We start from the raw sequence: 21,630 nt of genomic DNA on the forward strand, positions 1-21,630 counted from the left end.
GATGATGTGATTATCTCCTGCTTTATACGATTAGGCAAAAAGCTTTCTTATTAACTTTTAACATTTGGTTAAAAAAAAACAGAAACATGATTTTTTCTTATTGCTTGTAATTCAAATGTTAAAATTACCTTTCTTTGCTTACCCTCTTTATGCTATTTCAAATCGTTTTTTGACATTAGAAATGAAGCAGACTGAGAAACAGTGAACTCATTCGCAATTTTATCTTCGATATGATTTTAGAATTTCCTCATGGCACACCAGATTATCCACTGTAAGCGAGGAAAACTTGACGATTTTAGTTGGTTTTAAATTCTGATAATTCTGTTAAAATTAATGATAATTATTTGAAATTCCTTTTTATTATTTCCAATTTCGCTGGAATTTCTTTGCACCCAAAAACAATTTGCAAAAAGACGACGCAGATCACATTTTGGGGGTAATATCACCCAAAACACCTTTCTATATCAAATTTATCCTCGGCACTATTCGTTATAATTCCCAACATAATAAGTCGTTATTAGCTATTATATATTTACGATTAAAAAAATATTCTTTGCAGATTTGCCTAAAGGTGAGCTGAAACTGAAATAGCTAAGCACTAAAAGTATTTAAAAGAATTTATTAATTTAACACTTTACACTTGAACAATGGAGAAGCGCAGTGCAAACCTTCAATGCCGATTTAGCGATTATCGGGGCCGGGGGCGCAGGCTTACGTGCAGCAATTGCTGCTGCTGAAGCAAATCCCAATATCAAGATTGCTCTGGTCTCAAAAGTTTACCCAATGCGTAGCCATACCGTGGCCGCAGAGGGGGGATCAGCCGCAGTTACTCAAGCCCATGATTCCTTTGACTATCATTTTAATGATACCGTTTCTGGTGGTGACTGGCTGTGTGAGCAAGATGTCGTCGATTACTTCGTCGAACACTGCCCAACAGAAATGACCCAACTGGAACAATGGGGATGCCCTTGGAGCCGTAAACCAGATGGTTCAGTTAACGTTCGCCGTTTCGGTGGAATGAAAATTGAACGTACATGGTTTGCAGCCGATAAGACCGGCTTCCACATGCTGCATACCCTGTTCCAAACGTCATTAAAATACCCTCAAATTCAGCGTTTCGATGAACACTTTGTTCTCGATATTATTGTGGATGAAGGTCAAGTACGTGGTTTGGTTGCTCTGAACATGATGGAAGGTACGAAAGTTCAAATTCGTGCTAATGCTATCGTTATGGCAACAGGTGGTGCAGGTCGTGTTTACCGTTATAACACCAACGGCGGTATCGTAACAGGTGATGGTATGGGTATGGCGCTGCGCCATGGCGTACCACTGCGTGATATGGAATTCGTTCAGTATCACCCAACAGGTCTACCAGGCTCCGGTATTCTGATGACTGAAGGTTGCCGTGGTGAAGGCGGTATCTTGGTCAACAAAGATGGCTATCGCTATCTGCAAGACTACGGTATGGGTCCAGAAACTCCACTGGGCAAACCAGAAAACAAATATATGGAACTGGGTCCGCGTGACAAAGTTTCACAAGCATTCTGGCACGAATGGCGCGCAGGTCGCACTATCAGCACTCACCGCGGTGATGTTGTGTACCTAGACTTACGTCACTTAGGTGCTGAAAAACTGCATGAGCGTCTACCATTTATTTGTGAGCTAGCAAAAGCTTACGTGGGTGTTGACCCAGTGAACGAACCAATTCCTGTTCGCCCAACTGCACACTACACCATGGGTGGTATTGAAACGGATCAGCGCACAGAAACCCGTATTAAAGGCCTGTTTGCAGTAGGCGAATGTTCGTCTGTTGGCTTACACGGCGCAAACCGTTTAGGTTCTAACTCACTGGCAGAATTAGTGGTATTTGGTCGTTTAGCGGGTGAAGAAGCGGCTCGTCATGCTGCTGAAGCTACCCCTGCAAATGCAAGCGCTATCGAAGCACGTACTCGTGATATCGAAAATGACCTGCAAAAACTTCTGAACCAAAAAGGTAAAGAGAGCTGGTCGAAAATCCGTGATGAAATGGGTATTTCGATGGAAGAAGGTTGCGGTATCTACCGTACACCTGAATTAATGCAGAAAACTGTTGATAAACTGGCAGAGCTGAAAGAGCGCTTCAAGCATGTTGAAATCACTGACCATAGCAGCGTCTTCAACACTGACTTACTGTACACCATCGAGTTAGGCTTCGGCTTAGACGTGGCGGAATGTATGGCTCACTCGGCGATTAACCGTAAAGAGTCTCGCGGTGCGCACCAACGTCTTGACGAAGGTTGCACTGAGCGTGATGACGTCAACTTCCTGAAACATACTCTGGCGTTCTATAACCCAGAAGGTGCACCACGCCTTGAGTACTCTGATGTGAAAATCACTAAATCACAACCAGCGAAACGTGTGTATGGTGCTGAAGGGGCAGCTCAAGATAAGGCGAATAAGGAGCAAGCTAATGGATGATATGAAACACTTAAAAATGGAGATCATGCGTTTCAATCCAGAAACGGATAATGAACCCCATTTAGTGACTTATGATGTCCCTTATGACGAGCAAACCTCTTTGTTAGATGCTTTGGGCTACATCAAAGATAACCTCGCGCCAGACCTGTCTTACCGTTGGTCTTGCCGTATGGCTATCTGCGGTTCTTGCGGCATGATGGTGGACAATGTACCTAAACTGGCTTGTAAAACATTCCTGCGTGACTATCCACAAGGAATTAAAATCGAGCCACTGGGTAACTTCCCTATCGAGCGTGACCTTGTTGTTGATATGACAAGCTTTATCGAGCGTTTAGAAGCGATTAAACCGTACATTATCGGTAATGATCGCAAACCTTCTGACGGTCCGAACAAGCAAACTCCAGCTCAGATGGAGAAATACCATCAGTTCTCTGGCTGTATTAACTGCGGTCTGTGCTATGCAGCGTGTCCACAGTTTGGTCTGAACCCTGAGTTCTTAGGCCCTGCGGCAATTACCTTAGCAGAGCGCTACAACCTCGATAACCGTGACCACGGCGCGAAAGAGCGTATGCCATTATTAAATGGTGACAACGGTGTATGGAGCTGTACGTTTGTAGGTTACTGCTCTGAAGTCTGTCCTAAGCATGTCGACCCGGCGGCGGCTATCCAACAAGGTAAAGTTGCGAGTGCGCAAGACTTTGTTATCGCCATGCTGAAGCCACGATAAGGAGAATTGAAGTCATGACAACTAAACGTAAACCCTATGTCAGGGAAATGAAAGGCGACTGGTGGCAAAAGCTGGGTTTCTACCGCTTTTACATCATGCGTGAAAGTACTTCTGTGCTTCAGGTTTGGTTCAGCATTTTAGTCCTGTACGGCGTATTTGCACTGAAAAATGGTCCTGAATCTTGGGCGGGCTTTGTTGGGTTCTTAAGTAATCCAATTATTCTGATCATTAACATTGTGACATTAGCGGCAACGCTGCTGCATACCACAACATGGTTCAAGCTAGCACCAAAAGCTGTGGCTATCATTGTTAAAGATAAGAAACTGCCAGATGAGCCTATCGTAAAAGGCTTCTGGGCTCTCACTATAGTCGTGACTGCGGCTATTTTAGCAATCGCATTACTATTTTAATCTAAGGAGAATCTGATGAATCTAACGCCTAAACGTTCCGATGAGCCGATTTTCTGGGGATTATTTGGTGCAGGTGGTATGTGGAGCGCCGTTATTGGTCCTGCAATCATCCTTTTACTGGGTATTTTAATCCCATTAGGTGTCGCACCAGAAATGCTGAGCTATGAGCGCATCATGGCATTTAGCCAAAGCTTTATTGGACGCATTTTCTTATTACTGATGATTATTCTGCCAGTATGGTGTGGTATGCACCGTATTCACCACACCCTGCACGATTTTAAAGTGCATGTCCCTGCAACAAAATGGGTGTTCTACGGCAGCTCTGCAATCATTAGCGTTATCGCAATTATCGGTGTATTCACTCTGTAATTGCTGATTAATAATATAAATTGCTAATAAATACCTCATCAATGCACTGCGTGATGAGGTATTTTTTTGGGTTTCAAATTCTACCACCAGCGAGGGTAAACAGAACAATAATGTTATTACTGTTGTTTTATCGCCCTCACCACATGTTGAGAAACAGCCCCTCCACGACATGCTATTTCACGACGAATATCACTGGCATACTAACAGCCACGAACAACGTGCCGTTGAGCAAATTAAACAGATTTTATTTCTCGGTGAGCAGCAGCAAGCTTGGCATGCAGCACCGTCTGAGCTTATCGCCACGATGTTCTATCATTCAATGCATGCGGCAGTGGATAACCTCGCCACAACCAGTGAATACAACCAAAGCAATTTGGGTGGATTTCTGTATGGGCGTTTTTTAAAATTACTGGCTAAAAAAATTGCCCCATAGATTGACTATGGGGTTAATCAGTTAATTAAATTCTAGTGCTTTTGATTTTGGCAACCAACGAATCAAGAAAAATAATGTCCCGCAAAATGCAATAAAGCAGCCTGCATAACCTAAATGAAAATCGCTCAAGTAGATAATGGCTAGCGGCGTTATCCCCCCAATGCACACAGAAGCCCCATTATAGCCAGCGCCTAGCATTGCGGTATTGCCATGTACCGCACTTGCCAGAACGGCCGGTAAATTTGCAAGGATCATTGCAGAACACCCTGCAATGACAAGTTGAGCAAGACCAACTAGCATGAGGCTATCGAGCTGAAGCGTAAAATAAACAGGGACGGATAAGAGCACTAGCGCAGTAACCCCCATCCGGTAAACTTTCGATGGTGTACTGCATTTCGTTGTTAACCAGCAAGTTAAAATAATCAGTACTAACAAAAGCCCTGAAGAGATTAATGGAAAAACATCCTTTAATACATCATGCTTCAAATGGTTAACAATAATTGTTCCAGAAAGGTTTTGTGAATAAAAAGCCACTGAGGCAGGTGCGGTTAACAAAAAAAGATAAACGATCCCTTGCCAATTAAACGTTCGCCTTTCTGCTTTATTTTCCTGCTTTTCTGGTAATCTCGCACGAAACCAAAAACTGATCCCTATATTAAGCAAACCTACAAATAATGGGATCCGCCAACCAATACTGTGCATCGTTTCTTTATCAAGAACTTTCTGTAAAAACACGACTAATCCTACAGAAAGAATAACCCCTGCCACTACACTTCCAGAGATTAACGCCGCAATTCTGGCCTGCTCGTTATTTTTCGTATCAGAGAATAAGTAAGTCACTACCGATGGGTACTCACCGCCAAAGCTAAAAGCAAGAGCAAGCTGAAGTATTAAAATAGCGATTGGGGTATAAATTCCTAGTAATTGGATAGGCAATAACGCCATGCATAATGTTGCAACGCCAGTAATAAAGCTCGTCAAGACTAACGCCGCTTTTTTCCCTGCAATATCTGCATAACGCCCGATAACAACCCCGCCAATAGGTCGAATTAAAAAACGCAGCGCAAAAATCCCCCATACCATTATCGTGGACTGTGAGTAACCCAATTTTTCCAACTCTGTACTCAAATAAACTGATATTGCAGCAAAAATGGCAATATCATAATATTCCAACGCATTTCCTGCGGCTGCACCAATGCGATATTTCCATTTCATTGCATCATCCTTGTTGTAAAAATTTTATCCTAAATAAATAATGTCGGGAAATTACGGATAGCTCACTAGGGTTTCTAAACACGCCAATGTAATTCCATGTTCTTTTAGAACCGTAAATAAACCACTGGAAGAAACATGAGGACATCCTAATTTTTCTTTAATACGTTGAATTCGTTTGTGCTCATTGGCTTCTGCACAACCTTGGATATAACTAATTTCTTTTACTTTGCAGTGGGAAAGTAATAAACGAATGGTGATCATTTCTTTGCGAGTAAAACGAATATTACCAAAACGCATATATTGGTGTATATCAAGCATATCATTATCTAATTCATTTTTTTCACTATGGTTTTCAGCGGGTAAAATAATATTTTCTCTTTGTGGTAGAAAAGCATCATTATCTTTCTGCCAAATACTTTGTGCATAATCTGAAATAATAGGCCTATATTTATAGATTGCATTAATTTCTTTCATTGACAATTTCTTCTTTGAATTAATTGATGCCAATTCAAAAACATTCCCATATTTCGTACAAAGATCGATCTTAATCTCACTACTATTTACTTTTAACAATGTATCTGAATATGCTTTGGAGTAATTATCCCAGTATTGAATTCCCGAAGACAATCTTTCACTGATTAACAGATCTAAGTCATCATTCCAGTAGATCAAGACCCATTCATAATTGCTGGATATTGTCAGTATTTTTCGTTCCGTTAAGTCAACCCTACTAAAAGATAAATCCATATCATCCCAATTAAATTGACTCGAAAATATATTTCTTAACCCATCACATGATTTTTCCAAAAAATTACTTTCAATATTCATTTAATTTCCTTTTAAATATCACTGTAAAATAACAACATTAAAAACCGCCAATATCTTTAACATAGAAATTTCTCATATCAAAGATTAATTTAATTGATATTTAAAAAGGTAATTTATTTTTCTAATTTAACATTTCAAATAAACCATATGGTGAATTTAATTAAAAATCATTTAATTAAATTTAAAGATTAATTATTTAATAATTATTGGAGATGACATGAAAGAAGATTGGCATCCTGCGGACATTATTGCCGCCATTCGAAAAAGAGGAACCACATTATCCGCCATATCCAGATCTGTCGGATTAAATCCCTCAACATTGAATAATGCATTGTCACGCCGCTGGCCTAAAGGAGAGAAAATTATTGCAGATTTTTTAGAGGTGACACCTAACGAAATATGGCCATCTCGTTATTTGCAGCATCAACCTAAAAGGAGAGAAGCCAGCTCTATTGATTAAGAAAAAAAGATAATATAATTATTATGTTATTTGAATTCTATTATGCTGAAATTACTAAAACGGGTAAGCCATCGCTCACCCGTTCTTATTCTCAGAGACTTAACTAGAAAGTTTTAACCCAATTAGTCCCATCACAATCAAGCCAAGGCTTAATAACCGGAACATATTGGCAGACTCACCAAGGAAAATAATCCCGAAAATTGCAGTACCGATAGCGCCAATTCCTGTCCAAATTGCATAAGCGGTTCCCGCAGGTAGGTCACGCATCGCATAAGCGAGTAAGCCCATACTGGCGATAATGGCGGTGATAGTGATGATACTTGGTGTCAGGCGCGTAAAACCATGGGTATATTTTAAACCCACTGCCCAAACAACTTCTAATAAACCTGCGAATAATAAGATGATCCAAGCCATGGTGGATGTACTCCGTCAACTTCTCGGGGTCGTCCCCATTACTTAAACGTGATGATTTCAGGTCGTCCTGAACACGCGAAATGAAACCGTATTATAAACGTTCAATTTAAGAGACTCAAGTCACTTAAAATAATAATTAACACTAAATTAACACCCACATTTATCCTATTCATGCTGAATTTGAGTCATGAGATGCAATCTCGTCGCACAAATCCCAAAGCACAGGTAAAGTAGAGATCCTCCGCCAATTCTGTACCGAGAAAACACCATGCGTATCAAAGATATATTACTTGCCCTGTGTGTCGTGATTATTTGGGGCGTCAACTTTGTGATCATTAAACTTGGCGTAACCGCCTTACCCCCATTACTCCTCGGTGCCTTACGTTTTGTGTTTGTGGCATTCCCTGCCATCTTCCTATTCAAGCGTCCCAAGATCCCTTTAAAGCTACTATTGATTTATGGTTTAACCATTAGCTTTGGGCAATTTGCGTTTCTATTCTGTGCGTTGCGAGTCGGTATGCCTGCGGGGATTGCCTCTGTTATTTTACAGTCACAAGCCTTTTTCACCTTATTACTCGGCGCGGTTATTTTGAAAGAATCCCTACAGCCAACCCATTTTCTTGGCATGTTTATCGCCATCGCGGGGTTGGGGATTTTAGCTAATGGCGCAACCTCTGGAGGCATCGATGATATCCCTCTGTTAGGCTTGATCTTTATTTTGGTTGCAGGGTTATCTTGGGCATGCGGTAACATCACTAACCGTATTATTATGCAACACCAAGGTGAGGAAAAATGTAGCGCCCTTTCTTTAGTGAGTTGGAGTGCGCTTATCCCCATTATTCCCTTCTTATTAAGCTCTTGGATTTTTGAAGGTGAAGATGCCATTGTGCAAGGTCTAGCTGGTTTTGACTGGTCGGTACTCGGCGTTATTTTATATCTTGCCTACCTTTCTACTTTCATTGGGTACGGCTTATGGGGAGTATTGCTAGGACGCTATGAGGCTTGGCGAGTCGCCCCATTCTCTTTATTGGTACCCGTCTTTGGACTAAGTAGTAGTGCGTTATTCCTTGGTGAGCATATTAATGGCGTACAAATCGCTGGATTAATTTTAATTATGTTCGGACTTATTACGACGTTATTCGGTAAAAAAATCATCCAAATGATCAGAACATAATCGCCAACCCCTTCAAATACCGGAAACTTTATTCCGGTATTTTTTGTGCGCCTCATAAGACCTCAGAAAAACACCCTTAGAAAAATTCAGAATTATAATCCAACAATCAACACCTACATAATAGATAAAACCAAACCAAAGATTATCGCTAGACCAAAACAAGATAAAATCCAATATTCGCTTCAATTTTAGTGATACCAATTGCAATATTGCAATTTATCTACAATTTCAATTAAGTGTCTCGATTTAGCTACTTTTTCTTTCACTTAACTTTCGCTATACCTGCCTGAGTTTTTACTTACATAAATAACTAATAAAGCTCGTTAACGAAATGGATGGGGAAAGGCTATGGGTAAACAATTGATTTGGATTGTTCTCGCTCTGCTCGGCGCATTTTCACTCGGTTATATTGCATTAAACCGAGGTGAACAAATCAACGCCTTGTGGATCGTGGTCGCCGCGGTCTGTATTTATTTGATCGCATATCGTTACTATGGACTGTTTATTGCAAAAAAAGTCCTGCAAGTAGATTCAACGCGTATGACACCAGCAATTCGTCATAACGATGGTCTGGATTATGTTCCAACAGATAAAAAAGTGCTATTTGGTCACCACTTTGCCGCTATTGCGGGTGCGGGGCCTTTAGTTGGACCAGTACTGGCGGCGCAAATGGGCTATTTGCCCGGAATGCTCTGGCTGTTAGCAGGGGTTGTACTTGCGGGTGCTGTGCAAGATTTCATGGTGTTATTTGTTTCGACTCGTCGTGATGGGCGCTCGCTGGGTGAACTCGTCAAAGAAGAGATGGGAAATACTGCAGGGGTAATTGCACTGATTGCTTGCTTTATGATCATGGTCATTATCCTTGCCGTGCTCGCGATGATTGTGGTCAAAGCGCTGACCCACAGCCCGTGGGGAACCTATACCGTTGCCTTCACCATCCCGCTGGCTATTTTTATGGGGATTTATACTCGCTACATTCGCCCTGGTCGCATCGGTGAAGTATCAATTATCGGTTTAATTTTTTTAGTTTTTGCGATTATTTCAGGTGGTTGGGTCGCAGAAAGTGAAACTTGGGCTCCTTACTTTGACTACACCGGCGTCCAGCTAACATGGATGTTGGTTGGGTATGGTTTTGTGGCTGCCGTTTTACCAGTTTGGCTGCTATTAGCCCCCCGTGATTACCTTTCTACTTTCCTGAAAATTGGAACAATCATCGGTCTGGCGATCGGTATTTTGATTTTAAATCCAAACCTGCAAATGCCATCGTTAACTAAGTATATTGATGGAACAGGCCCTGTCTGGGCGGGGGACTTATTCCCATTCTTATTTATTACTATCGCTTGTGGCGCTGTTTCCGGTTTCCACGCCTTAATCTCTTCTGGTACCACGCCGAAAATGCTCGCCAACGAAAACCAAGCTTGTTTTATCGGTTATGGCGGGATGTTGATGGAGTCATTCGTAGCTATCATGGCGTTAGTCGCAGCTTGTGTAATTGACCCAGGCGTTTATTTCGCGATGAACAGCCCAATGGCGATGTTAGCACCAGCTGGCACGACAGATGTTGTGGCTTCTGCAGCACAAGTGGTCAGCAGCTGGGGCTTCCAGATTACCCCTGAACAATTGACGCAAATTGCCAACGAGGTTGGGGAAACCAGCATTATTTCCCGTGCAGGGGGTGCTCCAACACTGGCAGTCGGTATGGCATATATTCTTCATGGCGCGCTAGGCGGGTTGATGAATGTTGCCTTTTGGTACCACTTTGCCATTCTGTTTGAAGCGCTGTTTATCCTGACTGCGGTGGATGCCGGAACCCGTGCGGCACGCTTTATGCTGCAAGATTTGCTGGGTGTGGTTTCACCATCATTGAAAAGAACGGATTCTCTGCCCGCTAACCTGATAGCCACTGCATTGTGTGTGCTGGCTTGGGGTTATTTCTTACATCAAGGCGTCGTTGACCCACTCGGTGGTATTAACACCTTATGGCCACTGTTTGGTATCGCCAACCAAATGCTAGCAGGTATGGCGTTGATGCTGTGTGCGGTCGTTCTGTTCAAGATGAAGCGCCAAGCTTACGCATGGGTCGCGCTATTACCAACTTCGTGGTTATTGGTGTGTACGATGACCGCTGGCTGGGAAAAGACCTTCAGTGAAGATGCCCGCGTTGGTTTCTTAGCCGTCGCGAATAAGTTTCAAGCGATGTTAGATAGCGGCAACTTGCCACCGCAATATACGGAATCACAGTTAACTCAGTTGGTTTTCAATAACCGTTTAGATGCTGGCTTAACGATTTTCTTTATGATTGTGGTTGTGGTTCTCGCCCTATTCTCTATCCGTACCGCGTTAAAAGCATTGAAATCTAAGGAACCGACCGCCAACGAAGTGCCTTACGAGCCAATGCCAGCCAACTACGAAGAGATTGTGGCAAACACCCGCCATCATTAATACACCGGAGATTGAGAGCTGAGAATTGAGAATTGAGAATCTATTAACCTTTTTACTTCAGTTTTATATTTTAGATTTTTGATTTAGATGTTTTTCAAAACTCACTCTCTTTCTCCAAAATCGCTAGCTACGATGCAATCCTCTAAATAGTTTGTGTTGTAGCAAGGCGACGAGTTTGATAAACCCGAGGAGCATACATAAGTATGTGACTTGGGTTTAACTAACGAAGACAACACAGCTACAGCGCAAAATATGACGAGGATTTATGTTTGGAAACTTAGGGAAAGCGGCCCGTTACTTAGGACAAGCTGCCAAAATGATGGTCGGCGTCCCCGACTACGATAACTACGTCGCCCACATGCAACGTACTCATCCTGACCAAACGCCGATGACTTATGAGGAGTTTTTCAAAGAGCGGCAGGATGCTCGCTACGGTGGTAAGGGTAAAGGCGGGTTTAAATGTTGTTAATCATTGCTCTCATTGAGCATCATAAATAAAAAAGCCGAATACAGTACGAAACTGCATTCGGCTCTTCTTGATCTCACTTCGTCACTCACTATAATGACGGGCTTGATCTGTGCGACAATTATTTCACACGTGAAACGTATTCGCCTGAACGAGTGTCAACTTTGATCACTTCGCCAATCTGAACGAACAGAGGAACTTTAACCACTGCACCAGTGCTTAATGTTGCTGGCTTACCACCAGTACCTGCTGTATCGCCTTTCAGACCTGGATCTGTTTCAACAACTTCTAACTCAACGAAGTTCGGCGGAGTAACCGCGATTGGACGACCGTTCCACAGCGTTAAAATACAATCTGCTTGGTCGATCAGCCATTTTTCGTTGTCACCGATAGCTTTCGCATCTGCTGCCAGTTGTTCGAAAGTTTCGTTGTTCATGAAGTGCCAGAACTCACCGTCGTTATACAGGTAAGTTAAGTTCATATCCATGACATCTGCGCCTTCAACAGAATCAGTAGATTTAAAAGTTTTTTCCAACAGTTTGTTAGAAATCAGTTTACGCAGACGAACGCGTGCGAACGCTTGACCTTTACCCGGTTTAACGAATTCACTTTCAAGAATTGCACACGGCTCACCATCTAACATGATTTTAAGACCTGAGCGGAATTCATTGGTACTATAAGTAGCCATGGAGATCCTCTATTTATAAACTAAAAATGGCATAGCCAAAAAATGGTCGATATTATAACTCAAAATACCTCATCCAGAGAAGTCTGGATACAACAACTTGCTGAAGCAGTCACTAATCCGGATGAATTGCTGCAATTACTAAACTTAGAAGACCATCAGCCATCGCGAGAAGGTCATGAAGCACGTAAGTTATTCCCCTTACGCGTTCCGCGCCCTTTTATTTCACGAATGAAAAAAGGTGATCCACTAGACCCCCTGCTATTGCAAGTATTAACCGCAAAAGCAGAGTTCGATATACATCCAGGTTTTTCTACTGATCCACTAGAAGAGCAGGATAATGCGATCCCAAGTTTACTTCACAAATACCGCAACCGAGCATTGATGCTGGTTAAAGGCGGTTGTGCGGTGAACTGTCGATACTGCTTTCGCCGGCATTTTCCTTATGAAGATAACAAAGGAAATAAAAATAACTGGTTGATGGCTGTGGATTATATAAAAAACCACAGTGAACTCAATGAAATCATCTTCTCTGGTGGTGATCCATTAATGGCGAAAGACCATGAGCTCGACTGGTTAATTAGCCAACTTGAGGAAATTCCACACATTACACGCTTGCGAATTCATTCTCGCTTACCGGTGGTAATCCCAGAAAGAATTACAGATACCCTTTGCCAGCGCTTAACTCAATCCCGTTTACACGTGATTATGGTCACCCATGTTAATCACGCGAATGAGATTGATGATGAGTTTGCACAAGCAATGCTGAAATTAAAACGTTCGGGAGTCACCTTACTCAACCAAAGCGTATTGCTCCGCCAAGTTAATGATAATGTCACTGCATTAGCCAACCTGAGCAATGCGTTATTTGATGTAGGAATTTTACCGTATTACTTACATGTGCTTGATAAAGTTCAAGGCGCAGCGCATTTCTTAGTGAGTGATCTGGAAGCAAGGCAATTAATTCGCGAATTACTAAGCCAAGTTTCAGGATATTTAGTGCCAAAACTGGCAAGAGAAATAGGTGGGGAACCCAGCAAAACCTTGCTTGATTTAAACTTACGCCAAAGCTAGCTAAAGTGAATCAGTATAAAAAAACCCGCTTAATTAAGCGGGTTTTCTTGATATATGATTATTGGCACTTATAAACTTGACCAATCATCTTGCTATCAACAGGAACAAAGCTAGACAGGACAGTTTCGCTTGGGCTTGATGCGCCAAAAATCACGTTACCACCCATTGCTGCAGCTTTGTTGCGTAAATCATTTGCCGCGCCGCGCATAGAGCTAGATTCATTATTAACGCCGCTCAACCAGTTGCTTTGAGTTCCAGTGACTTGACCAAGAAGTTGGCATTCGCTTCCTGGTTGATTTTCAACAAAACGAACTTGTGAGCCTGCCGCAGTCAGATCATTGGTTGATGTACAACCTGCTAAAGTTAGTAATGCAGCAGCACCAAGCAAGACTTTAATTCGCATGTTTTCCCTCATTTTTCATTGTGTTTTTGCAGCTGGTCGTCGAACCTTTGTCGCTCCAATCACTCAAAATTCTGTTTTATGGCAGTAAATTAGCTTACCCAATATACCTGTAAACTTTTCAAATATTGCCAATCGTTCAGAGTTTATCACAAAATAATCAATACGCTTGTGATGTTCTTTACTTATTTAAACTATTTTTTACCTTGGCTTAAATATAACCCGATGGGTCACCTTAACGCAAAACTAAGTAATAGACCTAATAAATTCAAAGCGCAAAAACATTTTTTAGCACCAATAAAAAACCGGCACCACTCAATAATGCATGGTGCCGGTCTTATTTTGGCTGGTAGCCGTTAATTATCGGCTACTGGCGCATGATGTGTGCCTGTTGGCTTACATCATACCGCCCATTCCGCCCATACCACCCATACCAGCAGCACCTAAATCAGGCGCATCTTGTTTTGGCATGTCAGTAATCATCGCTTCAGTCGTGATCATCAGACCCGCGATTGATGCTGCGAATTGCAGAGCAGAACGCGTTACTTTAGTTGGATCCAGAATACCCATTTCGATCATGTCGCCATAAGTATCTGTCGCCGCATTGTAACCATCGTTGCCTGTCGCTGCTTTCACATTGTTTACAACAACAGAAGCTTCTTCACCTGCGTTAGTGACGATTTGACGCATTGGCGCTTCCATCGCACGCAGAGCAACACGGATACCTACGTTTTGTTCTTCGTTATCGCCTTTCAGTGCTTCCAGTTTAGCCGCAACGCGAACTAACGCAGTACCACCACCAGCAACAACACCTTCTTCTACCGCTGCGCGAGTTGCGTGCAGAGCATCGTCAACGCGAGCACGTTTTTCTTTCATCTCAACTTCAGTTGCTGCGCCCACTTTGATTACTGCAACACCGCCAGCTAATTTAGCTACACGCTCTTGCAGTTTTTCACGGTCGTAGTCAGAAGAAGATTCTTCGATTTGCTGACGGATTTGAGAAACACGACCCGCGATAGCCGCTTCGTCACCAATACCATCGATGATGATAGTAGTGTCTTTGTTGATCACGATACGTTTAGCTTGACCTAAATCTTCTAACGTTGCTTTTTCCAGCTCCATACCGATCTCTTCAGAGATAACAGTACCGTTAGTCAGGATAGCGATATCTTGCAGCATTGCTTTACGACGGTCACCGAAACCAGGTGCTTTAACCGCAGCCACTTTCACGATACCACGCATGGTGTTCACAACTAATGTTGCCAGTGCTTCACCTTCAACATCTTCAGCGATGATCAGCAGAGGTTTGTTCGCTTTCGCAACGCCTTCTAATACTGGCAGTAATTCACGAATGTTAGACACTTTTTTGTCGACTAACAGAATGAATGGGTTTTCCAGTTCAACAACACCTGTTTCTGGTTTGTTGATGAAATAAGGAGATAAATAACCGCGGTCAAACTGCATACCTTCAACCACGTCTAATTCGTCTTCCAGACCAGTACCTTCTTCAACGGTGATAACGCCTTCTTTACCGACTTTCTCCATTGCTTCTGCAATTAATTTACCAACAGTTTCGTCGGAGTTTGCAGAAATAGTACCAACCTGTGCGATTGATTTAGTATCTGAACATGGAACTGACAGAGTTTTCAGTTCTTCGACAGCAGCAACAACGGCTTTGTCGATACCACGTTTCAGATCCATTGGGTTCATGCCAGCAGCAACGGCTTTCAAACCTTCAGTGATAATTGCTTGAGCTAAAACGGTTGCGGTTGTTGTACCGTCACCCGCTGCATCGTTAGCTTTAGAAGCAACTTCTTTCACCATTTGTGCACCCATGTTTTCGAATTTATCTTCTAATTCGATTTCACGCGCAACAGAAACACCGTCTTTGGTGATAACGGGTGATCCAAAAGATTTGTCTAAAACAACGTTACGGCCTTTAGGACCTAAAGTTACTTTAACTGCATCCGCAAGAACATTGACACCACGAAGCATTTTTGTACGAGCGTCATTACCAAATCTAACGTCTTTAGCTGCCATTATCTCTTTCCTTTAAATTCTTTTCGTTTGATGAAAGTTTTAAGTGAAAATTCTTATTCAACGATTGCTAAAATGTCGCTTTCGGACATGATTAGCACTTCTTCGTTGTCGATTTTTTCAGCTTTTACGCCATAACCGTCGTTAAAAATTACGATATCGCCAATTTTCACATCCAGCGCTTTCACATCGCCATTTTCTAGGATGCGGCCTTGGCCTACAGCGATAACTTCACCACGAGTTGATTTCCCCGCAGCACTGCCAGTCAACACGATACCACCAGCAGATTTAGATTCGATTTCTTTACGTTTAACGATAACACGGTCATGCAATGGACGAATTTTCATTAATAGTTCTCCTACAAATAAAGTCCATACGGGTAAAAGGTCGATACCAAGGTGATCTTCACCAGTACCATGTTTCAGGAGATTGGGGTGGGTGAGTCAGACTTCAAGGGGTGGGAGATAAATTTTTTTATTATTTATCTCCCTACAAACTAAAAGGAATTAAGACTTGTGCGGATTATCTTTGTCAGAATCTGAAGATTTATCTTCTGGGACTCGATGGCTTTCACCATCAATAGTATAAGAAGGGTCGTCTTGTTTACGCTGGTACTCCCCCTCAAAGGTATTACCGTTTTGATAACCTCCCCCCTGAAAACCACTTCCTGGTTGGTAAAATTTAATGTGTGGGATTAAACGCATCACAAATAATTTTTGTACTGGTGGTAGTAATAAAAGTAGCCCAATAAAGTCCGTAAAGAACCCAGGAACAATAAGTAAAAATCCTGCTAACACTAACGCCACACTTTTAATCATTTCAGCGGCAGGACTTTCACCACTCATTAATTTTTGTTGTATTTGCATGACATTTTTCATCCCTTGGTTCTTCACAAGAGAAACCCCTAAACAGGATGTGAGCACCACTAAAATTAATGTCATTAATACACCAATTTCAGCCGCGACTCGGACAAAAATGACCGACTCTATATATACCAAAATACATATCAGAATTAGTGGTAACCAGCGCACAAGTACTCCTTTATATCAATAAGCTACTGCATTTTGCGGGGGGGAAATGAAAACCTTTGTGAACTATCTCTAAGAGACTACTATTCATATTCGCTTTTTTCATTAGTATAGCCATAATAATTGGGTCTCTTATCGTGATTTTCAACTCATGGATTAAGATCATTAACGATGCTTATCTGTGATTCAAATCACACAATATAAATTCTATTGCACTAATCAATCCATAAAATGATCTAGGTTCAAGGTATAGGGTGATAAAAGGCATATGATCACCCCATAAGTCAGTAGAACATAATACTGATAAAGGAGTAATAGGTGGTAACCACCTAGAAGTTTAGTTTTAGGATATATTTTTTAAAGCGCATAAACGGACAGTAACTGTAATCTAATTAAGAAGGTTCTCATGTCAAACAATACTCGTATCGAAGAAGACCTGTTAGGTAAAAAAGAAGTTCCAGCTGATGCCTATTATGGTGTTCATACTCTGCGTGCGATTGAAAACTTTTATATCAGCGACCGCACCATTAACGATGTCCCAGAATTTATTCGCGGCATGGTAATGGTTAAAAAAGCAGCCGCTCTAGCTAACAAAGAACTGCACACTATCCCTCGTAATATTGCAGACACCATCATCAAAGCATGTGACGTTGTTTTGAACGAAGGTAAATGCATGGATCAGTTCCCAGTTGACGTATTCCAAGGTGGTGCGGGCACATCACTGAACATGAATACCAACGAAGTTCTGGCAAACATCGGTCTTGAACTGATGGGTCATAAAAAAGGTGAATATGAATTCTTAAACCCAAATGACCATCTGAACAAAAGCCAATCTACTAACGATGCATACCCTACTGGTTTCCGTATCGCAGTTTACAACTCAGTCCTCAAATTAATCGACTCTGTTGTTTACCTGAAAGAAGGCTTTGAGAGAAAAGCAGAAGAGTACAAAGACATCCTGAAAATGGGTCGTACTCAGTTACAAGACGCAGTACCAATGACTGTTGGTCAGGAATTCCATGCTTTCGCAACTCTTTTAAAAGAAGAAGAGAAAAACTTAAAACGTAGCATCGATTTACTGCTCGAAGTTAACTTAGGTGCAACTGCTATCGGTACTGGTTTGAATACAGCGCCAGGTTATTCAGAACTGGCAGTTAAAAAATTAGCTGAAGTGACAGGTTTAGCATGTGTTCCTGCTGAAGACTTGATCGAAGCAACCTCTGACTGTGGTGCTTACATCACTGTTCACGCTGGTCTAAAACGTCTGGCGATGAAACTGTCTAAAATCTGTAATGACTTACGTTTACTTTCCTCTGGTCCTCGTGCCGGTCTGAAAGAAATTAATCTGCCTGAATTACAAGCAGGTTCTTCTATCATGCCAGCAAAAGTTAACCCAGTAATCCCTGAAGTTGTTAACCAAGCATGCTTCAAAGTTATTGGTAATGATATCTGTGTAACTATGGCTGCTGAAGCTGGTCAATTACAATTAAACGTAATGGAACCCGCAATTGGTCAAGCTATGTTCGAATCCATTTCTCTGATGAGCAATGCATGTCGTAACTTAGTCGAGAAATGCGTAAACGGCATCACAGTGAACAAAGAAATCTGTGAAGCGTTCGTATTCAACTCTATCGGTATCGTGACTTACCTGAACCCATTCATCGGTCACCATAACGGTGATATCGTGGGTAAAATCTGTGCGGAAACTGGTAAGAGCGTACGTGAAGTTGTCCTAGAACGTGGGCTTCTGACCGAAGCTGAGCTGGATGATATCTTCTCTGTTGAGAACCTAAAACATCCAGAATATAAAGCAAAAAGATTTGACGACTAATTGTTTATGTTTAGCATAAATAATTCTTAAGAATAAGGGCACGACTTTCCACCGGATAGCGTGCCTTTTTTCATGAATACACACACAAATAATTAACATAACAGTTTCATAATTTTCATTTTTTTGAGGAGTAAACACTATGTTAGCCGTAGAATTTGTCATTGTTCTGCTGGCCATTTTTTTAGGGGCCCGTCTTGGAGGGATAGGTATCGGTTTTGCCGGTGGCCTAGGTGTTCTGGTACTCGCTGCAATTGGCGTGAAACCAGGAACCATTCCTTTTGACGTAATCTCTATCATCATGGCTGTTATTGCCGCCATCTCTGCAATGCAAATTGCAGGTGGTTTAGATTACTTGGTTGCTCAAACAGAAAAATTACTGCGCCGCAACCCAAAATACATCACTATCCTTGCTCCTATCGTGACCTATTTCCTGACTCTGTTCGCTGGTACAGGTAATATCTCATTAGCTACTCTGCCAGTTATCGCAGAAGTTGCGAAAGAACAAGGCGTGAAACCATGTCGTCCACTGTCTACGGCGGTTGTTGCAGCACAGATAGGTATTACAGCTTCTCCAATTTCTGCGGCGGTTGTTTACATGGCATCAGTCATGGAAAACCCAGCCATGGTTGGCGCAGGTAACACCGTTAGCTATATCACGCTGTTAGGTATTTTATTACCCGCAACGTTCTTAGCTATCATCCTGATGTCTTTCATTATCTCTTGGACATTTAACTCTAAATTGTCTGATGACCCAATCTACCAAAAACGTTTAGCAGAAGGCTTAGTTGAACTACGTGGTAGCCAAGTTAAAGAGATCAAACCGGGTGCTAAAGCGTCTGTTCTGCTGTTTTTACTCGGCGTTGTTGGCGTAGTTTGCTACGCAATTATCAACAGCCCAAGTTTAGGCATTGTGACAACTCCACTGATGAACACCACGAACGCTATCCTGATTATCATGCTGACTGTCGCAACGTTAATCACTGTTCTGTGCCGTGTAAACACAGATGCAATCCTGAACTCAAGTACCTTCAAAGCAGGTATGAGCGCCTGTATCTGTATCTTAGGTGTTGCTTGGTTAGGTGATACTTGCGTACAGCACAACATTGATTGGATCAAAGAAACTGCGGGCGACTTAATCCACGAACATTCATGGATGCTAGCGGTTATCTTCTTCTTCTGTTCTGCACTTCTGTACTCTCAAGCAGCAACAGCAAAAGCGTTGATGCCAATGGCACTGGCACTGAACGTTAGCCCATTAACCGCTATCGCTTCATTCTCAGCAGTATCTGGTCTGTTCATTCTGCCTACTTACCCAACTCTGGTTGCGGCGGTACAAATGGATGACACCGGTACAACTCGCATCGGTAAATTCGTCTTCAACCACCCATTCTTCATTCCGGGTACTATCGCTGTCGCATTAGCTGTTACCTTCGGCTTCCTGTTCGGCGGTATGGTCTTGTAGTCGTCAATTTACAATCAGTAAATGCAAAAAAACCGTGGCTTTCGAGTCACGGTTTTTTTATATCTGCATCTTGATACACCCTATAGGCAAACTGAACCTGATGAATTACCTTTTAAATAAATATCTAACAAAACTCTCACTTAATTGGAAAGTCAAAAATAGATAATATCTGAAATAAATTTGTAATATAAAGAGAGAATAAGCAATTTTAACTAAGTAGTTAAACTTATCAAAAATAGAGCGTTCATTTTCATTTAAATAAAATGAAACATTTTGACACACCAAAAATCAAATAAAATCACTAAAAATCAATTCATAACAAACTGAAAAATAAGGCATAATAAATTAAAAAAGATGATTTTATGACTCCAATAGGCTGAATCGTGATCTGCTTGATTACCAGTTGTTAATAAATGTAAAATTCAGAATTATATTCTTTTTTGATAATCAATAATTAATTTTAAAAGAATAAATCACCAACCAATAACGATGGTCTCAAAGAGCTTACTCCCCTTAAACCCGCTCACTGCTAGCTTTATTATTTTGTATTACTCTCATGGGGAGTTTAAATTAATATTTTTGTCTATCACTCTATATTTGCGTTATTTGATTTTATAAACAACGTCACGTAAATTAGTTGGAAGAAAACAGGGGGAATTATTTTCTCATACAATGTTTTCTTCAATCCTTCGTATTCACCTAAATACGATTCTTATTAAGTGATGCTGTTTGGAAGGAATGCATACAATGATAGAAATAGATGATAAAAAACCTTCTTCTAAGAAGGGAATAACTATTTATACAAAAGCAGTTGGTTATGAAATTTACTTATTACGCAAGCGCCGTTTACTCAGCGGAAAAGAATTAGCTAATTTACTGAATATTTCTCAACAACAAGTTTCTCGTTATGAACGCGGTATCTGTAACATCACGATAGATATGTTAATACAGGTTTTAAATGTACTAAAAATGCCTATTCAAGATTTTTTAGACCGTGCAATCATTCGAGTTTCCATAATGAAATTTAAACTAAACAGTATTGGTAGCAAAGATATCTCATTGTTAAAAAATAACTTTGTAAAATAACAAGAACACCTTTTATTTATTACACACTACATTCAAATTGCATCTAGTGCATTGATTTAATATAAAAAATAAATACTTTTCTTGATTTTTATATTGAACACACATAAATAAAATATTTAATACTATCTAAAATAATGGTGATATTTCATCTTATCTAGATGATTTATAAATATAGTTACTTACACCTATTGAACCACAAATGAATATTAACCGAAAATTCATATAAAAAACACTAATGTAATCCATTCAAATTAATAAACTTTAAATTTAATAATAGGGTGGATTACATTTTCAAAAAAATAAAATTAATAACACCCTAAATTATTAACTTAGGGTAAAGGTAATATTCTCTTTATAACAGAGAGAGTATCCCCTTTATATCTAAGGAATAGAGTAAAGGAAATTAACTAGCTTTAAATTGAATGTTTATAACTGATGTAACCCGAATTTAGTCTAGGTAAATAGATAATATCGTGCTCTATACGTATATATCTATAGTAAAACTGCGACATGGAATATGACCTTTATATCATCAATTTGATTATTTAACTTTGGACAAATAGGAATCTTAATTATGTCATTTAAAACAACGGTACTTTCTACTGCATTATTTATGGGTCTGTCTGCGGTAA

The 21,630-nt window shown here is 40.9% G+C and carries 21 protein-coding genes; 13 read left to right on the forward strand and 8 right to left on the reverse strand.

What is annotated here, in order from left to right:
* The first annotated feature begins 660 nt into the window (after positions 1–660).
* The 5 genes from frdA (at position 661) to PR766_RS07795 (ending at position 4,396) form a co-directional block, all read left to right on the forward strand.
* Positions 661–2,457, forward strand: coding sequence for a fumarate reductase (quinol) flavoprotein subunit (gene frdA, locus PR766_RS07775; protein ID WP_006659012.1), 1,797 nt, complete (start codon positions 661–663; stop codon positions 2,455–2,457).
* Positions 2,450–3,184 carry a succinate dehydrogenase/fumarate reductase iron-sulfur subunit gene (locus PR766_RS07780; RefSeq protein ID WP_006659011.1) on the forward strand — a complete coding sequence of 245 codons (735 nt, stop codon included), beginning with the start codon at positions 2,450–2,452 and terminating at the stop codon, positions 3,182–3,184. Before frdA ends, PR766_RS07780 begins: the two co-directional genes overlap by 8 nt.
* Before the next feature lie 14 nt (positions 3,185–3,198).
* Positions 3,199–3,594: a fumarate reductase subunit FrdC gene (gene frdC / locus PR766_RS07785; RefSeq protein ID WP_006659010.1), complete on the forward strand. Its 396-nt coding sequence runs from the start codon at positions 3,199–3,201 to the stop codon at positions 3,592–3,594.
* Between the two features lie 15 nt (positions 3,595–3,609).
* Positions 3,610–3,963 carry a fumarate reductase subunit FrdD gene (gene frdD, locus PR766_RS07790; RefSeq protein ID WP_006659009.1) on the forward strand — a complete coding sequence of 118 codons (354 nt, stop codon included), beginning with the start codon at positions 3,610–3,612 and terminating at the stop codon, positions 3,961–3,963.
* Between the two features lie 169 nt (positions 3,964–4,132).
* On the forward strand, positions 4,133–4,396 hold the full coding sequence (locus PR766_RS07795) for a hypothetical protein (protein WP_179897098.1): 264 nt from the start codon (positions 4,133–4,135) through the stop codon (positions 4,394–4,396).
* Between the two features lie 21 nt (positions 4,397–4,417).
* On the opposite strand, the gene PR766_RS07800 is transcribed toward PR766_RS07795, so the two are convergent.
* Both PR766_RS07800 and PR766_RS07805 read right to left on the reverse strand, forming a co-directional pair.
* Positions 4,418–5,611 carry an MFS transporter gene (locus PR766_RS07800; protein ID WP_154636093.1) on the reverse strand — a complete coding sequence of 398 codons (1,194 nt, stop codon included), beginning with the start codon at positions 5,609–5,611 and terminating at the stop codon, positions 4,418–4,420.
* Positions 5,612–5,662: 51 nt separating this feature from the next.
* Positions 5,663–6,439: a hypothetical protein gene (locus tag PR766_RS07805; RefSeq protein WP_036959908.1), complete on the reverse strand. Its 777-nt coding sequence runs from the start codon at positions 6,437–6,439 to the stop codon at positions 5,663–5,665.
* Between the two features lie 217 nt (positions 6,440–6,656).
* Here PR766_RS07805 and PR766_RS07810 point away from each other — a divergent pair, with 217 nt between their 5' ends.
* Entirely contained in the window at positions 6,657–6,899 is a 243-nt protein-coding gene (locus PR766_RS07810; protein ID WP_006662861.1) for a helix-turn-helix domain-containing protein, read from the forward strand.
* Between the two features lie 99 nt (positions 6,900–6,998).
* On the opposite strand, the gene sugE is transcribed toward PR766_RS07810, so the two are convergent.
* A complete protein-coding gene (gene sugE / locus PR766_RS07815; RefSeq protein ID WP_006659000.1) occupies positions 6,999–7,313 on the reverse strand; it encodes a quaternary ammonium compound efflux SMR transporter SugE in 315 nt (104 codons plus the stop codon).
* 268 nt (positions 7,314–7,581) lie between these two features.
* Between sugE and PR766_RS07820 the strand changes: the two genes are divergently transcribed.
* The 3 genes from PR766_RS07820 (at position 7,582) to PR766_RS07830 (ending at position 11,398) form a co-directional block, all read left to right on the forward strand.
* A complete protein-coding gene (locus PR766_RS07820; RefSeq protein WP_006658999.1) occupies positions 7,582–8,487 on the forward strand; it encodes an EamA family transporter in 906 nt (301 codons plus the stop codon).
* Positions 8,488–8,835: 348 nt separating this feature from the next.
* Positions 8,836–10,929 (forward strand): pyruvate/proton symporter CstA, encoded by a 2,094-nt coding sequence (cstA, locus tag PR766_RS07825; RefSeq protein WP_006662860.1) that lies wholly within the window; start codon positions 8,836–8,838, stop codon positions 10,927–10,929.
* Positions 10,930–11,194: 265 nt separating this feature from the next.
* Complete coding sequence (locus PR766_RS07830; RefSeq protein ID WP_006658997.1) at positions 11,195–11,398, forward strand: YbdD/YjiX family protein; 204 nt, start codon at positions 11,195–11,197, stop codon at positions 11,396–11,398.
* A gap of 118 nt (positions 11,399–11,516) precedes the next feature.
* Here the strand turns inward: PR766_RS07830 and efp are convergent, their stop codons facing one another.
* Positions 11,517–12,083, reverse strand: a complete 567-nt coding sequence (efp, locus tag PR766_RS07835; protein ID WP_006658996.1) for an elongation factor P — start codon at positions 12,081–12,083, stop codon at positions 11,517–11,519.
* A gap of 42 nt (positions 12,084–12,125) precedes the next feature.
* Between efp and epmB the strand changes: the two genes are divergently transcribed.
* Entirely contained in the window at positions 12,126–13,154 is a 1,029-nt protein-coding gene (epmB, locus tag PR766_RS07840) for an EF-P beta-lysylation protein EpmB (protein ID WP_006662859.1), read from the forward strand.
* Between the two features lie 58 nt (positions 13,155–13,212).
* Here the strand turns inward: epmB and PR766_RS07845 are convergent, their stop codons facing one another.
* The 4 genes from PR766_RS07845 to PR766_RS07860 form a co-directional block, all read right to left on the reverse strand.
* Positions 13,213–13,557 (reverse strand): DUF4156 domain-containing protein, encoded by a 345-nt coding sequence (locus tag PR766_RS07845; RefSeq protein WP_006662858.1) that lies wholly within the window; start codon positions 13,555–13,557, stop codon positions 13,213–13,215.
* 393 nt (positions 13,558–13,950) lie between these two features.
* Entirely contained in the window at positions 13,951–15,594 is a 1,644-nt protein-coding gene (gene groL, locus PR766_RS07850; RefSeq protein WP_006658992.1) for a chaperonin GroEL, read from the reverse strand.
* Positions 15,595–15,647: 53 nt separating this feature from the next.
* Positions 15,648–15,938 carry a co-chaperone GroES gene (locus PR766_RS07855; RefSeq protein WP_006658991.1) on the reverse strand — a complete coding sequence of 97 codons (291 nt, stop codon included), beginning with the start codon at positions 15,936–15,938 and terminating at the stop codon, positions 15,648–15,650.
* Positions 15,939–16,097: 159 nt separating this feature from the next.
* A complete protein-coding gene (locus PR766_RS07860) occupies positions 16,098–16,622 on the reverse strand; it encodes an FxsA family protein (protein ID WP_006662856.1) in 525 nt (174 codons plus the stop codon).
* Positions 16,623–17,025: 403 nt separating this feature from the next.
* Between PR766_RS07860 and aspA the strand changes: the two genes are divergently transcribed.
* From aspA to PR766_RS07875, 3 genes are all read left to right on the forward strand, one after another.
* Positions 17,026–18,450, forward strand: a complete 1,425-nt coding sequence (gene aspA, locus PR766_RS07865) for an aspartate ammonia-lyase (RefSeq protein WP_006658988.1) — start codon at positions 17,026–17,028, stop codon at positions 18,448–18,450.
* A 139-nt stretch (positions 18,451–18,589) separates the two neighbouring features.
* The gene (locus PR766_RS07870; protein WP_154636092.1) at positions 18,590–19,912 is read left to right on the forward strand and encodes an anaerobic C4-dicarboxylate transporter; all 1,323 of its coding nucleotides are present in this window, start codon (positions 18,590–18,592) and stop codon (positions 19,910–19,912) included.
* 747 nt (positions 19,913–20,659) lie between these two features.
* Positions 20,660–20,998, forward strand: a complete 339-nt coding sequence (locus PR766_RS07875; RefSeq protein ID WP_006662855.1) for a helix-turn-helix domain-containing protein — start codon at positions 20,660–20,662, stop codon at positions 20,996–20,998.
* Positions 20,999–21,630: the final 632 nt, after the last annotated feature.

Source organism: Providencia sp. PROV208 (assembly GCF_028479465.1).
GTDB classification, from domain to species: Bacteria; Pseudomonadota; Gammaproteobacteria; order Enterobacterales; family Enterobacteriaceae; genus Providencia; species Providencia alcalifaciens.

Coding starts and splice junctions, on each gene's coding strand:
- efp (WP_006658996.1), bottom strand. CDS start 12,083: ATGGCTACTTATAGTACCAATGAATTCCGCTCAGGTCTTAAAATCATG.
- PR766_RS07830 (WP_006658997.1), top strand. CDS start 11,195: ATGTTTGGAAACTTAGGGAAAGCGGCCCGTTACTTAGGACAAGCTGCC.
- frdC (WP_006659010.1), top strand. CDS start 3,199: ATGACAACTAAACGTAAACCCTATGTCAGGGAAATGAAAGGCGACTGG.
- frdD (WP_006659009.1), top strand. CDS start 3,610: ATGAATCTAACGCCTAAACGTTCCGATGAGCCGATTTTCTGGGGATTA.
- PR766_RS07820 (WP_006658999.1), top strand. CDS start 7,582: ATGCGTATCAAAGATATATTACTTGCCCTGTGTGTCGTGATTATTTGG.
- PR766_RS07780 (WP_006659011.1), top strand. CDS start 2,450: ATGGATGATATGAAACACTTAAAAATGGAGATCATGCGTTTCAATCCA.
- PR766_RS07875 (WP_006662855.1), top strand. CDS start 20,660: ATGATAGAAATAGATGATAAAAAACCTTCTTCTAAGAAGGGAATAACT.
- PR766_RS07800 (WP_154636093.1), bottom strand. CDS start 5,611: ATGAAATGGAAATATCGCATTGGTGCAGCCGCAGGAAATGCGTTGGAA.
- groL (WP_006658992.1), bottom strand. CDS start 15,594: ATGGCAGCTAAAGACGTTAGATTTGGTAATGACGCTCGTACAAAAATG.
- aspA (WP_006658988.1), top strand. CDS start 17,026: ATGTCAAACAATACTCGTATCGAAGAAGACCTGTTAGGTAAAAAAGAA.
- PR766_RS07805 (WP_036959908.1), bottom strand. CDS start 6,439: ATGAATATTGAAAGTAATTTTTTGGAAAAATCATGTGATGGGTTAAGA.
- PR766_RS07810 (WP_006662861.1), top strand. CDS start 6,657: ATGAAAGAAGATTGGCATCCTGCGGACATTATTGCCGCCATTCGAAAA.
- epmB (WP_006662859.1), top strand. CDS start 12,126: ATGGTCGATATTATAACTCAAAATACCTCATCCAGAGAAGTCTGGATA.
- PR766_RS07845 (WP_006662858.1), bottom strand. CDS start 13,557: ATGCGAATTAAAGTCTTGCTTGGTGCTGCTGCATTACTAACTTTAGCA.
- cstA (WP_006662860.1), top strand. CDS start 8,836: ATGGGTAAACAATTGATTTGGATTGTTCTCGCTCTGCTCGGCGCATTT.
- PR766_RS07795 (WP_179897098.1), top strand. CDS start 4,133: ATGCTATTTCACGACGAATATCACTGGCATACTAACAGCCACGAACAA.
- PR766_RS07870 (WP_154636092.1), top strand. CDS start 18,590: ATGTTAGCCGTAGAATTTGTCATTGTTCTGCTGGCCATTTTTTTAGGG.
- PR766_RS07855 (WP_006658991.1), bottom strand. CDS start 15,938: ATGAAAATTCGTCCATTGCATGACCGTGTTATCGTTAAACGTAAAGAA.
- sugE (WP_006659000.1), bottom strand. CDS start 7,313: ATGGCTTGGATCATCTTATTATTCGCAGGTTTATTAGAAGTTGTTTGG.